Below are 12,386 nucleotides of genomic sequence, written 5' to 3'. Positions count from 1 at the left end.
GGGACCCGGCACCCGGGAACGCACCGGGGCCCGGAGCCGAACCCCGTACAGGTTCGACTCCGGGCCCCGAAGAACGGGCTGAGCGCCGGAGGCGTTACGCGTTACGCCTCGTCGCGCCGCAACGAAGGCTTCAGGTCCTTGAAACGGCCCAGAAGCCCGTTGATGAACGCCGGAGACTCATCCGTGGAGAACTCCTTGGCCAGCGAGACGGCCTCGTCGAGGACCACGGCGTCCGGGGTCCCGTCGACCCAGACCAGCTCATAGGCGCCGATCCGCACGATGTTGCGGTCGACGACCGGCATCCGGTCCAGGGTCCACCCGACGGCGTACTGCGAGATGAGCTCGTCGATCCGGGTCGCCTTCTTGGCGTATCCCTCGACCAGCTCCATCGTGTACTCGCTGACGGGCGGCTGCCGCGTGTCGCTGCGGGAGTGCCGGATCCAGTCCGCGAGGACCGTCAGGACGTCGGCGCCGCGCTGGTCTGCCTCGAAGAGGATCTGGAAGGCGCGCTTGCGGGCCGTGTTACGGGCAGCCACGGTTAGCTGTTCACCCGGCCGAGGTAGCCGCTGTCACGGGTGTCGACCTTGATCTTCTCGCCCGTGGTGATGAAGAGCGGGACCTGGATCTGGTGGCCGGTCTCCAGGGTGGCGGGCTTGGTGCCACCGGTGGAGCGGTCGCCCTGGACGCCCGGCTCGGTCTCGGCAATGGTCAGCTCGACGGCGGCCGGCAGCTCGACGAAGAGCACCTCGCCCTCGTGCTGCGCGACCGTGGCGGTGAAGCCCTCGATCAGGAAGTTGGCGGCGTCGCCGACGGCCTTGCGGTCGACGTGCAGCTGGTCGTAGGTCTCCATGTCCATGAAGACGAAGTAGTCGCCGTCCATGTACGAGAACTGCATGTCGCGCTTGTCGATCGTGGCCGTCTCGACCTTGACGCCGGCGTTGAACGTCTTGTCGACGACCTTGCCGGAGAGCACGTTCTTCAGCTTGGTGCGCACGAAGGCCGGGCCCTTGCCGGGCTTGACGTGCTGGAACTCGACGACGGACCAGAGCTGGCCGCCTTCGAGCTTGAGCACCAGGCCGTTCTTGAGGTCGTTCGTGGAAGCCACGGTTGCGGAATCTCCTGGACTGACGTGGACGACCCCGGGGCACAGCGCGTAGCCGTCGGCTACAGCGCGAGCAGCTCCTTGGTCGTGATGGTGAGTAGCTCGGGTCCGCCGTCCGCCTCGGGGCGGACGACGAGCGTGTCATCGATCCGGACGCCGCCCCGGCCCGGGAGGTGGACCCCCGGTTCGACGGTGACCGGCACACAGGCGTCCAGTTTACCCATGGCGGCGGGGGCCAACTGCGGGTCCTCGTCGATTTCGAGCCCCACCCCGTGTCCGGTCAGTTGTGCGAGTCCGTCACCATACCCCGCCGAGACCAGTACGTGCCGGGCGGCCCGGTCCACCTCACGGCACTCGGCACCGGGCACGAGGCTCTCCCGTCCGGCCCGCTGAGCGGCGAAGACGAGGTCGTAGAGCTCGATCTGCCAGTCCGCGGGCGTGGTCCCGATGACGAAGGTGCGGCCGATCTCGCACCGGTACCCGCGGTACGTCGCGCCGAGGCACACGGAGAGGAAATCTCCTTCCTCGACCCGCCGGTCGGTGGGCCGGTGCCCGCCGCGGCCGGAGTTGGGCCCGGTGCCCACGGAGGTCGGGAAGGCCGGACCGTCGGCGCCATGGTCGACAAGTCGACGTTCCAGTTCCAGGGCGAGGTGCCGCTCGGTGCGGCCGACGAGGATCGACTCCAGGAGTTCGCCGAGCGCCTGGTCGGCGATCTCCGCGGCCATCCGCAGGCAGGAGATCTCCTCCTCGTCCTTGACGAAGCGCAGCTGCTCGACAGCCCGGTTGAGATCGGTGAGATGCAGCCGGGGCGCGACGGAGGCGAGCGCCCGGTGCCGGGAGACCGTCAGGTCGTGCTCCTCGACGGCGAGCGAGTCGGCGCCCTGCGCGGCCGCGACGTCCGCGGCCGCGACGGCCGGATCGCCCGCGGGGGCGGCGAGGACCTGCACCCGCAGGCTCTCGTCGGCACGCCCCTCGGCGATCTGCCCGCTCGGCGGACTCGCGCACAGCAGCGCGTCGCCACCGCCGCCGGGTTCTCGGCCCAGCAGCAGCACGGCACCCCGCGGGGCCGCGCCGGCGAGATATCGGACATTGGCAGGCCGCGACACGAGGGCGGCGGCGCTGCCGCCCGCCGTCGCGCGCTCTCGGAGCCGGTCCCGACGGGCCGCGTACACCTCTGACATGAGATCGAGCGTACGAGCGTGTGGGCGGCCCGGCCGGTTCAGCGCGTCCGGACGGGCGTCGGCCCCCTGTGACCTGGCGCGGAGCCCGGCGCGGGGGCCGGGGTCACCACTTGGGCGGGCTCGCGATGGCTCGGGCGAGGACGTCGTCCAGGACCTGGGCGGTGCCGGGCACGTCCAGCTGCGAGTTGTCGATGATGGGCAGGCCGGAGCCGTACCAGCCGGCCATGCGGCCGTGGATGCGGGCGACCTCCTCGTCGGTCAGCCGGCGATTGCCAATGCGCCGCGCGTTGCGCTCCAGGACGATCTCCAGGCCCGGGAGCAGGACGACCGGCAGCAGGCCGGGGCCGACGTGCCGCTTCCAGCCGCCGAGGCCGACGACGGGACGGTCGGGGAAGACCGCGTCGTCGAGGATGCAGGAGATCCCGTTGGCCAGAAAGTTGCGTGCGGCGAAGCCACAGGTGCGGCGGGCGAGGCGGTACTGCGCCTCACTGTTGTCGTTCCACCCCGTCTGGGGGTCCGCGAAGCCGGAGCGCACCCACTCGCGGACGTCGTCCAGGCTGATGTGGGCGGTCGGGACGCGGCGGCGCTCGGCCCAGTACTTGGCCACGCTGGTCTTGCCCGCGCCGGCGGGGCCTATGAGGAGCACGGCCAGGGTGGTGGCGGAGGGATCCGCGGGGGCCTGGGCGGGCGGCGGGCTCGGCACGGCGACCGGGCCGCCGGGCGGGAGCGCCACATGGCCCGTGGTGTCACGCAGCGGCGGAGGCCCCGCGACCGGCGGCGGGCCCTGCGGATGGGGGTGCGGCCCCTGGGGGGCCTGCGGGTGCGGCGGCACCGGCGGATGGTGCGGGGCACCGGTGAAGCCGGGCGCGCCCGGGGGCTGCTGCGCCTGCCGCGCCTGGGTCCACGGGCCGGCCGGCCCGTGCCCCGGACGATGGGGCGGTGGCAGCGGGGACCCCACTGCGTGCTGCATCCGGTGCCACTCCATCTCGTACAACGGTCACTGGGGCGCCGAACAGGGCGCTACCGAACGGTACCGCCCCCGGCCGACGTTGTGTGAACGGCCGGGGCGGTCACAAAGTGCCCGAAGCTGAACGAGCGGCGTTATTCGGCCACTTCGCCGTACGCGGCGAGCAGGACGGCCGGGTCGGGGCCCTCCAGGACGGTGGGCTTGCCGAGGCCGTCGAGGACGATGAAGCGCAGCAGGTCGCCGCGGGACTTCTTGTCGACCTTCATCGTCTCCAGGAGCTTGGGCCACTGGTCGTAGCGGTAGCTCAGGGGCAGGCCCACGGACTCGAGGACCGTGCGGTGCCGGTCGGCGGTCGCGTCGTCGAGACGGCCGGCGAGGCGCCCCAGCTCGGCGGCGAAGAGCATGCCCACGGACACGGCGGCGCCGTGGCGCCACTTGTAGCGCTCGTTCTTCTCGATGGCGTGCGCGAGCGTGTGGCCGTAGTTGAGGATCTCGCGCCGGCCGGACTCCTTGAGGTCGCCGGAGACGACCTCGGCCTTGACCTCGATGGAGCGCACGATCAGCTCGGCCGTGTGCGGGCCGGCCGGCGTGCGGGCGGCCTGCGGGTCCTCCTCGATCAGGTCGAGGATCTTCGGGTCGGCGATGAAACCGGCCTTGATGATCTCGGCCAGACCGGACACGTAGTCGTTGACCGGCAGCGAGTCCAGCGCCGCCAGGTCGCACAGGACACCGGCGGGCGGGTGGAAGGAGCCGACGAGGTTCTTGCCCTCGGCGGTGTTGATGCCCGTCTTGCCGCCGACGGCCGCGTCCACCATCGCCAGGACGGTGGTGGGGACGGCGATCCAGCGGACCCCGCGCAGCCAGGTGGCGGCGACGAAACCGGCCAGGTCCGTCGTCGCGCCGCCGCCCACGCCGACGATCACGTCGGAGCGGGTGAAGTTCGACTGGCCCAGCGCCTTCCAGCAGTAGGCGGCGACCTCCGCGGTCTTCGCCTCCTCCGCGTTCGGCACCTGGATCGCGATGGCCTCGAAGCCCTGCTCGGCCAGATCGGCGCGCAGCGCGTCACCGGTCTCGGCCAGCGCCTCGGGGTGCACGATCGCCACCCGCTTCGCCTTGTCACCGATCAACGCGCCCAGCTCGCCCAGGAGCTGACGGCCCACCAGCACCTCGTACGGGTCCGTTCCGGCCGTACCGGCGATCTGGACGCGCGTGATCTGATCCGTCATGCCTGCTTCAACTCCAGTGCGTCGAGGACCTCTTCGGTGACCTCGTCGGGTGTGCGGCCGTCGGTGGCCACGACCACCCGGGCGACCTCGGTGTACAAGTGCCGGCGCGCCTCCATCAACTCCCGCCACTGCTTGCGCGGGTTGACCGCGAGGAGCGGCCGGGCCACGTTCAGACCGGTGCGCCGGACCGCCTCCTCCACGTCCATGGTGAGGTAGACCACGGCGTGACCGGCGAGGAGGGCGCGGGTGTCGGCGTCCAGGATCGCGCCGCCGCCCAGCGACAGGACCCCGTCGTGCTCCGCGAGCGCCGCCGCGACGGCGGCCTTCTCCAGGGCGCGGAAGCGGGCCTCGCCCTCGTCGACGAAGATGTCGGCGATCGCCCGGCCCTGCGCGGCGACGATGTCCTCGTCGGTGTCCCGGAAGGCGCAGCCGAGCCGCTCGGCGAGCTGCGCGCCCACCGTGGACTTGCCGACGCCCATGGGGCCGACGAGGACGACCTTCGGGCCGGTCACCGGATCTGGAGGTTGTCGAGGTACGAGCGCACGTTGCGCCGCGTCTCGGGCACGCTGTCGCCGCCGAACTTCTCCGCGACCGCGTCGGCGAGGACAAGCGCGACCATCGCCTCCGCGACGATGCCCGCCGCGGGAACGGCCGACACGTCGGAACGCTGGTGGTGGGCCTGCGCGGCCTCGCCCGTCGTCACGTCGACGGTCCGCAGCGCGCGCGGCACGGTCGCGATCGGCTTCATCGCGGCGCGGACCCGCAGCAGCTCGCCCGTGGACAGACCGCCCTCGGTGCCGCCCGCGTGCCCGGACACCCGGCGGATGCCGTCCGGCGTGTTCACGATCTCGTCGTGCGCCTTCGAGCCCGGCACCCGCGCGAGCTCGAAACCGTCGCCGATCTCCACGCCCTTGATCGCCTGGATGCCCATGAGCGCACCGGCGAGCCGGGCGTCGAGCTTCCGGTCCCAGTGCACGTGCGAGCCCAGGCCCACCGGCACGTCGTAGGCGAGGACCTCAACCACACCGCCGAGGGTGTCGCCGTCCTTGTGCGCCTGGTCGACCTCGGCCACCATCCGCTTCGACGCGTCCGCGTCCAGGCAGCGCAGCGGGTCCGCGTCCAGCTTCTCGACGTCGGCCGGGGTCGGGTACACGCCCTGCGGCGCCTTCACCGAGCACAGCTCGACGACGTGCGAGACGATCTCGATCCCGGCCGTCTCCTTCAGGTACGACCGCGCGATCGCGCCGAGGGCGACACGCGCCGCCGTCTCACGCGCCGACGCACGCTCCAGGATCGGCCGGGCCTCGTCGAAGCCGTACTTCTGCATGCCCGCCAGGTCGGCGTGACCGGGCCGGGGCCGGGTCAGCGGGGCGTTGCGCGCGAGGTTCTCGAGGATCTCGGGGTCGACCGGGTCGGCCGACATGACCTGCTCCCACTTCGGCCACTCGGTGTTGCCCACCATGACCGCGACCGGGGAACCCAGCGTCAGACCGTGCCGGACGCCGCCCAGGAACGTGACCTCGTCACGCTCGAACTTCATCCGCGCCCCGCGCCCATACCCGAGCCGCCGCCGTGCCAGGTGGTCCGCCACCATCTCCGTGGTGATCGGAACGCCGGCGGGAAGCCCCTCCAGCGTCGCGACGAGTGCGGGGCCGTGCGACTCCCCCGCGGTCAGCCAGCGCAACCTGCTCAACGGTGCTCCTCATGCTCGCGCTCTCCGTGTCTCCCCCGATCCTCCCACGTCGCACGGGGCGACCGGCGCCGTGTCCGCCTTGCGGACGGCTCGTGAGACGGACCGGGGATCACACCGGTCAGCCGAGCGCGCGCAGGCCCGCCTCGCGCATCGCGTCGAGCACCGGCCGGCGGTCGCCCGTGAACTGCTCGAACTGGAAGACCGCCTGGTGGACGAGGAGGTCCAGGCCGCTGAGCACGGGGCCGCCGCGGTGCTGCCAGGCCGCCGCGAGGGGCGTGGGCCACGGGTCGTAGACCACGTCGAAGAGCGTCCCGACGCGCTCAGGCACGAGGCTCGCCAGGTGGTCCGTGCCGCCCTTGGGCGTCGTGGAGATCACCAGCGGCGCCGCGAAGGCCCGCTCGGCCTCGGCCCAGTCCGCGGTGCGCACCTGGACTCCGAGCCGCTCGCCCCAGCCGCGCATCTCGTCGGCCCGCTGCTCGCTGCGCACGTACGCGACGACCTCGCCCGAGCAGATCCGGGCGAGCGCGGCGAGCGCCGAGGAGGCGGTGGCGCCGGCGCCGAGGATCGCGGCGGACTCGATCTTGTCGACGCCCTGCTCGTGCAGCGCGGCGACGAGCCCGGGGATGTCGGTGTTGTCGCCGGTCCGCCGCCCGTCGGCGTGGAACACGACGGTGTTCACGGCCTCGACGGAGCGGGCGGTGTCGGTGATCCCGTCGAGCAGCGGGATGACCGCCCGCTTGAGCGGCATGGTCAGCGACAGTCCGGCCCACTCCGGACCGAGCCCTTCGAGGAAGGCGGCCAGCGCGGCCTCGTCCACCTCGAAGCGGCCGTACGTCCAGTCGTCCAGGCCCAGGGCCGCGTAGGCCGCGTTGTGCAGCTGCGGCGAGAGCGAGTGGGCGATGGGCGAACCGAGGACGGCCGCCTTGTGCACGCCGGGTCCCGGCACCTCAGTTGCCCTGACTGTCATTGAACTTCGCCTTGAGTCGTTCGAATTCGGCGTTGGTCTTCGCGAACTCGGTCTTGTGCATGCCGTCCGTCGCGACGAAGTACATCCAGCCGTCCTTGGTCGGCTTGAGCGAGGCGGCGAGCGCCTCCGCGCCGGGGTTCCCGATGGGACCGGGCGGCAGACCCTTGCGCGTGTACGTGTTGTACGGGTCCATGTTGCTGTTGATCTCGGACTCGCCGATGTTGATCTCGCTCTGGCCCTTCAGATAGTTGAAGGTCGAGTCGAACTGGAGGAGCTGGTTGGTCTCCGTGTTGGTCGGCTTGAGGCGGTTGTAGACGACCTCGGCCATCTTGCGGAAGTCGTCGTGCGTCTTGCCCTCGGCCTGCACGAGGCTGGCGACGGTGAGCAGCTCCCAGGGCGAGTCGAGGTTCAGGGCCTTGGCCTTGGCCTCGAGGTGCAGGTCCTTGTAGTTCTCGTCGGCCCGCTCGACCATCTGCTTGAGGACGTCCTCGGGCTTCATGCCCTTGGCGGCCGCGTAGCTCGACGGGTAGAGGAACCCTTCCAGCGGGTCCTTCAGCTTGGCGTGGCCCTCGGCCCACCCGGGCAGGCCCAGGTCCTTGTACTTCTTCTTCGCGACGGCGGCGGTCGTGCCCTTGTCGACATGGAGCTTCTTGTCGATGTCCGCGTAGATCTCGGAGTTCCGCTTGCCCTCGCGGACGATCAGGTTGGCCCGGCTCTTCGGGTTGAGCAGCAGGTCCACGGCGCTGGACGCGGACATCTCCTTCTCCAGGATGTACGCGCCGTCCTGGATGGAGGTGCCGTTCTCGTTGGCCTGCTGGGCGGCGACGAACGCGTCGACGCTCTGGACGACACCGGCCGCCTTGAGCTTCTGGCCGATGACATAGCCGCCGGCGCCCTTGGGGATGACGACCGTGACCGTCTCGCCGTTGCCGTCGCCCGCGTAGTCCGGGGAGGAGCCGAAACGATCCTGGTAGAACTCGTAGCCGAAGTACCCGACGCCGCCGACGCCGGCCGCGAAGACCAGGGTCAGGACGAGGCAGGCGCAGCCGCTGCGTCGTTTCTTCGGTTTCTTGCCGCCGCGGCCGCGGCGCCCCGAGCGGCCGTCGTCCTCGAAGTCGTCGTCCTCGTCGTCCCCGTTGAAGAACGCGTGTTCGCCCTGGTCGGGGCCCGCGTCCCACTCGGCCGGCTCGGGGTTCGCCTCCGGAGCGCGGCGGCGGCCCGGCGGCTCGGGCGGCGGGTAGGCACCGGGGGTGTTGTAGTAGTCGGGCTCCTCCGCGTTGTACGCGGCCTGCTGCCCGGTGCCGTACGGGTCCGCGGGGTCGTTGCCGTACGGCATCTGCCCGTGGGCACCGGTGTCCCAGCCGCCCTGGCCCTGACCGTGGCCCGGCTGCTGTCCGCCGTACTGCTGCTGACCGTAGGGGTCCTGCCCGTATCCGGGCTGCTGACCGCCGTTGGTGCCCCAGTCACCGCCGTAGGCCTGCTGCGGCTGGTGCTGCGGGTCGTACTGCCCCTGGCCGCCGTAGGCAGACTGGCCGTCCCCGGCCTGCTGCCATCCCTGGTCCCCGTACAACGGGTCCGCGGGATGCCACGGTTCGGAGCCTTGGCCCCGGCCATACTCAGTCATCGGTCCCCTACAAGCCGCGAGGCGGGGAGTGCCGCTGTCCGGTCAGGCAGGGCGACCGATCCGCCTCTTGATGCTGTGCGGCAGCTGTTCGAACGCCGCCGGTCGCGCGAGACGTTACCGTATCGCGATCAGATGACCACTTCGACGCCCTCGCCCGGAGCTTTACCTGACGCCCGTTCGGACTCCAGGGCCTGCTGCAGGATGATGACGGCGGCCGCCTGATCGATGACAGAGCGGCCCTTTTTGGACTTAACCCCGCTGGCCCGCAGGCCCTGACTGGCCGTCACTGTGGTCATCCTCTCGTCCACGAGCCGTACGGGGATCGGGGCGATCCCGCGCGCGAGCTCCTGGGCGAAGCCCCGGACCTTGACGGCCGCCGGGCCCTCGCCCCCCTTGAGGGAGCGAGGGAGGCCGACGACGACCTCGATCGGTTCGTACTCCTGCACGATCGCCTGGAGCCGCCGGTGGGCGGCCAGGACATCGCGTCCCGGCACGGTCTCCACCGGCGTCGCCAGGATCCCGTCGGGGTCGCAGGACGCGACCCCGATCCGGGCGTCCCCGACGTCGATCGCCAGTCGGCGGCCTCGGCGCATCAGTTCGCGGTCTCCCCGACGAGGCGCTCGACGGCGTCGATGGCGTCACCGATCGCGGCCGGGTTCTGGCCACCGCCCTGGGCGACGTCCGGCTTGCCGCCGCCACCGCCGCCGAGGGTCTTGGCGGCCGTGCGGACCAGGTCGCCGGCCTTGAGGCCGCGGTCGCGGGCGGAGTCATTGGTCGCGATGACCGTGAGCGGCTTGCCGTTGACCGTCGTGAACAGGGCGACGACCGCGGGGCGGCCGCCCTGGATGCGGCCGCGCACGTCGAGGACCAGCTTGCGCAGGTCGTCGGCGGTCGTGCCGTCCGGGACCTGGCCGGTGACGACGGCGATGCCGCGGACGTCCTTGGCGGAGTCGGCGAGCCCGGCGGCGGCCTGGAGGACCTTCTCCGCGCGGAACTTCTCGATCTCCTTCTCGGCGTCCTTCAGCTTGCCGAGCATCGCCGAGATCTTCTCGGGCAGCTCCTCCGAGCGGCCCTTGACCAGCTCCTGGAGCTGCGCGACGACCGTGTGCTCCTTGGCGAGGAAGTTGTACGCGTCGACGCCGACCAGGGCCTCGATGCGGCGCACGCCGGAGCCGATGGAGGACTCGCCGAGCAGCTTCACCAGGCCGAGCTGGGCCGTGTTGTGCACGTGGGTGCCGCCGCACAGCTCCTTGGAGAAGTCGCCGATGGTGACGACGCGGACGCGCTCGCCGTACTTCTCGCCGAACTCGGCGATGGCGCCCTGCTTCTTGGCGTCGTCGATCGACATGACCTCGGCCTGCACGTCGAGCTCGCGCGCGAGGACCTCGTTGATCTTCTGCTCGACGTCCGTCATCACGGCCGTGGGCACGGCGGAGGGCGAACCGAAGTCGAAGCGGAAGCGGCCCGGCTGGTTCTCCGAACCGGCCTGCGCGGCCGTCGGACCGAGCGCGTCGCGCAGCGCCTGGTGCGTCAGGTGCGTGGCCGAGTGGGCACGGGCGATGGCGCGGCGGCGGGACACGTCGATGATCGCCTGGGCCGTGGCGCCGACGGTGACCTCGCCGACCTGGACGGTGCCCTTGTGGACGTAGACGCCCGGGACCGGCTTCTGACAGTCGCGGATCTCGACGACCGCGCCGTTGTCCAGCTTGATACGGCCGGTGTCGCCGATCTGGCCGCCGCCCTCCGCGTAGAAGGGGGTGCGGTCGAGGACGACCTCGACCTCGTCGCCCTCGGTCGCGGCCGGCGAGGAGACGCCGTTGACCAGCAGGCCGACGACGGTGGACTCGCCCTCGGTCGCCGTGTAGCCGATGAAGTCGGTGGCACCGGCGGCGTCCGCGATCTCGCGGTAGGCGCCGACGTTGGCGTGGCCGGTCTTCTTGGCCTGGGCGTCGGCCTTGGCGCGCTCCCGCTGCTCCTTCATCAGGCGGCGGAAGCCGTCCTCGTCCACGGACAGGCCCTGCTCGGCGGCCATCTCGAGGGTGAGGTCGATCGGGAAGCCCCAGGTGTCGTGGAGCAGGAACGCCTTGTCGCCCGCGAGGACGGTCTTGCCGGCGGCCTTGGTCTCCTCGACCGCGGTGTCCAGGATGTTCGTGCCGCCCTTGAGGGCCTTGAGGAACGCGGCCTCCTCGGCGAGCGCGACCTGCTCGATGCGCTTGCGGTCGGTGATCAGCTCCGGGTACTGCAGGCCCATGGTGTCGATCACGACGTCGAGGAGCTGCTGCACGACCGGGCCGGTGGCGCCGAGGATGCGCATGTTGCGGATGGCGCGGCGCATGATGCGGCGCAGCACGTAGCCGCGGCCCTCGTTGCCGGGGGTGACGCCGTCGCCGATGAGCATGGTGGAGGTGCGCATGTGGTCGGCGACGACGCGCAGCGACACGTCCGAGGCGTGGTCGGCGCCGTAGCGGACGCCGGTCAGCTCGGTGGCCTTGTCGATGACGACACGGAGGGTGTCCGTCTCGTACATGTTCTGCACGCCCTGCAGGATCATCGCGAGGCGCTCGAGGCCGAGGCCCGTGTCGATGTTCTGCGACGGCAGGTCGCCGAGGATCTCGAAGTCCTCCTTGCCAATGCCCTGGCCGCGCTCGTACTGCATGAAGACCAGGTTCCAGATCTCCACGTACCGCTCGTCGTTGACGGCCGGGCCGCCCTCGACGCCGAACTCGGGGCCGCGGTCGTAGTTGATCTCGGAACAAGGGCCGCAGGGGCCCGGGACGCCCATGGACCAGAAGTTGTCCTTCTTGCCCAGGCGCTGGATGCGCTCCTTCGGGACGCCGACGACCTCGTGCCAGATGCGCTCGGCCTCGTCGTCGTCCAGGTAGACGGTGATCCAGAGCTTCTCGGGCTCCAGGCCGTAACCGCCCTTGTCCTGGGGGCTGGTGAGCAGCTCCCAGGCGTACTTGATCGCGCCTTCCTTGAAGTAGTCGCCGAAGGAGAAGTTGCCGCACATCTGGAAGAACGTGCCGTGGCGGGTGGTCTTGCCGACCTCTTCGATGTCCGGCGTGCGCACGCACTTCTGGACGGATGTGGCGCGCGGGGCGGGCGGCTTGACCTCGCCGAGGAAGTACGGCTTGAAGGGGACCATGCCCGCGGGGACGAGGAGCAGAGTCGGGTCGTCCGCGATGAGCGACGCCGAGGGCACGACCTTGTGGCCACGCTCCTCGAAGAAGCTCAGCCAGCGACGGCGGATTTCAGCCGACTCCATCAGTGGTCCTCATTCCGGTTGTTGATCGAGTACCTGGTGTTCTCGAGGTACTTGGGTTGCTTGGTGTGCGTACTGAAGGTGTTCTCGATGACGGCGAAGCCGCGCTGAGCGGGCAGTTCGCGGTCCACCGGGTCGTTGAGACCCAGCGCGTCCCCGAGCTGTGCCTCGCGCTCGGCCATGTTGTCCCGGACGTCGAGGGCGAAGTCCTTGAGCTTGTGGCCCGCCTCGACCGCCTTGTTGGCGGCCTGGGCGGCGAGGCTCTCCGGGGTGAGCTGCTTCAGCTTGCGGTTGACCTTGGTGGTGGCCCACACGCCGGCGGCTGCGCCCGCGGTGAACCAGAACGTACGGCGGAACATCGCTC

At 71.0% G+C, this 12,386-nt stretch carries 12 protein-coding genes; all 12 read right to left on the bottom strand.

Annotated elements, in window-relative coordinates:
- Positions 1-101 precede the first annotated feature (101 nt).
- Positions 102-536: a transcription antitermination factor NusB gene (gene nusB, locus IAG42_RS29675; protein WP_188340028.1), complete on the bottom strand. Its 435-nt coding sequence runs from the start codon at positions 534-536 to the stop codon at positions 102-104.
- A gap of 2 nt (positions 537-538) precedes the next feature.
- Positions 539-1,105 carry an elongation factor P gene (gene efp / locus IAG42_RS29670; protein ID WP_188340027.1) on the bottom strand — a complete coding sequence of 189 codons (567 nt, stop codon included), beginning with the start codon at positions 1,103-1,105 and terminating at the stop codon, positions 539-541.
- Between the two features lie 59 nt (positions 1,106-1,164).
- Entirely contained in the window at positions 1,165-2,283 is a 1,119-nt protein-coding gene (locus IAG42_RS29665; RefSeq protein ID WP_188340026.1) for an aminopeptidase P family protein, read from the bottom strand.
- Positions 2,284-2,386: 103 nt separating this feature from the next.
- Positions 2,387-3,253 (bottom strand): Pro-rich N-terminal domain-containing protein, encoded by an 867-nt coding sequence (locus IAG42_RS29660; RefSeq protein ID WP_188340025.1) that lies wholly within the window; start codon positions 3,251-3,253, stop codon positions 2,387-2,389.
- Positions 3,254-3,384: 131 nt separating this feature from the next.
- Positions 3,385-4,476, bottom strand: a complete 1,092-nt coding sequence (aroB, locus tag IAG42_RS29655) for a 3-dehydroquinate synthase (RefSeq protein WP_188340024.1) — start codon at positions 4,474-4,476, stop codon at positions 3,385-3,387.
- Positions 4,473-4,955, bottom strand: coding sequence for a shikimate kinase (locus IAG42_RS29650; protein WP_394811293.1), 483 nt, complete (start codon positions 4,953-4,955; stop codon positions 4,473-4,475). Before IAG42_RS29650 ends, aroB begins: the two co-directional genes overlap by 4 nt.
- Before the next feature lie 29 nt (positions 4,956-4,984).
- Entirely contained in the window at positions 4,985-6,169 is a 1,185-nt protein-coding gene (aroC, locus tag IAG42_RS29645; RefSeq protein WP_188340022.1) for a chorismate synthase, read from the bottom strand.
- Positions 6,170-6,287: 118 nt separating this feature from the next.
- Positions 6,288-7,136 (bottom strand): shikimate dehydrogenase, encoded by an 849-nt coding sequence (locus tag IAG42_RS29640; protein ID WP_188340021.1) that lies wholly within the window; start codon positions 7,134-7,136, stop codon positions 6,288-6,290.
- Positions 7,117-8,760 (bottom strand): endolytic transglycosylase MltG, encoded by a 1,644-nt coding sequence (mltG, locus tag IAG42_RS29635; RefSeq protein ID WP_188340020.1) that lies wholly within the window; start codon positions 8,758-8,760, stop codon positions 7,117-7,119. The genes IAG42_RS29640 and mltG overlap by 20 nt, the downstream gene beginning before the upstream one ends.
- Before the next feature lie 128 nt (positions 8,761-8,888).
- The gene (gene ruvX, locus IAG42_RS29630; protein WP_188340019.1) at positions 8,889-9,353 is read right to left on the bottom strand and encodes a Holliday junction resolvase RuvX; all 465 of its coding nucleotides are present in this window, start codon (positions 9,351-9,353) and stop codon (positions 8,889-8,891) included.
- Positions 9,353-12,025 carry an alanine--tRNA ligase gene (gene alaS, locus IAG42_RS29625; protein WP_188340018.1) on the bottom strand — a complete coding sequence of 891 codons (2,673 nt, stop codon included), beginning with the start codon at positions 12,023-12,025 and terminating at the stop codon, positions 9,353-9,355. Before alaS ends, ruvX begins: the two co-directional genes overlap by 1 nt.
- On the bottom strand, positions 12,025-12,381 hold the full coding sequence (locus IAG42_RS29620) for a DUF6167 family protein (protein ID WP_188340017.1): 357 nt from the start codon (positions 12,379-12,381) through the stop codon (positions 12,025-12,027). The genes alaS and IAG42_RS29620 overlap by 1 nt, the downstream gene beginning before the upstream one ends.
- Between the last annotated feature and the right edge of the window lie 5 nt (positions 12,382-12,386).

This window comes from Streptomyces xanthii (genome assembly GCF_014621695.1).
In the GTDB taxonomy this organism is placed as follows: domain Bacteria; phylum Actinomycetota; class Actinomycetes; order Streptomycetales; family Streptomycetaceae; genus Streptomyces; species Streptomyces xanthii.
The sequence above is the reverse complement of the archived record's forward strand: the minus strand, read 5'-3'. Positions and strand labels throughout refer to the sequence as shown.

Coding starts and splice junctions, on each gene's coding strand:
- IAG42_RS29665 (WP_188340026.1), bottom strand. CDS start 2,283: ATGTCAGAGGTGTACGCGGCCCGTCGGGACCGGCTCCGAGAGCGCGCG.
- IAG42_RS29660 (WP_188340025.1), bottom strand. CDS start 3,253: ATGCAGCACGCAGTGGGGTCCCCGCTGCCACCGCCCCATCGTCCGGGG.
- aroB (WP_188340024.1), bottom strand. CDS start 4,476: ATGACGGATCAGATCACGCGCGTCCAGATCGCCGGTACGGCCGGAACG.
- IAG42_RS29650 (WP_394811293.1), bottom strand. CDS start 4,955: ATGGGCGTCGGCAAGTCCACGGTGGGCGCGCAGCTCGCCGAGCGGCTC.
- IAG42_RS29640 (WP_188340021.1), bottom strand. CDS start 7,136: ATGACAGTCAGGGCAACTGAGGTGCCGGGACCCGGCGTGCACAAGGCG.
- mltG (WP_188340020.1), bottom strand. CDS start 8,760: ATGACTGAGTATGGCCGGGGCCAAGGCTCCGAACCGTGGCATCCCGCG.
- ruvX (WP_188340019.1), bottom strand. CDS start 9,353: ATGCGCCGAGGCCGCCGACTGGCGATCGACGTCGGGGACGCCCGGATC.
- alaS (WP_188340018.1), bottom strand. CDS start 12,025: ATGGAGTCGGCTGAAATCCGCCGTCGCTGGCTGAGCTTCTTCGAGGAG.
- IAG42_RS29620 (WP_188340017.1), bottom strand. CDS start 12,381: ATGTTCCGCCGTACGTTCTGGTTCACCGCGGGCGCAGCCGCCGGCGTG.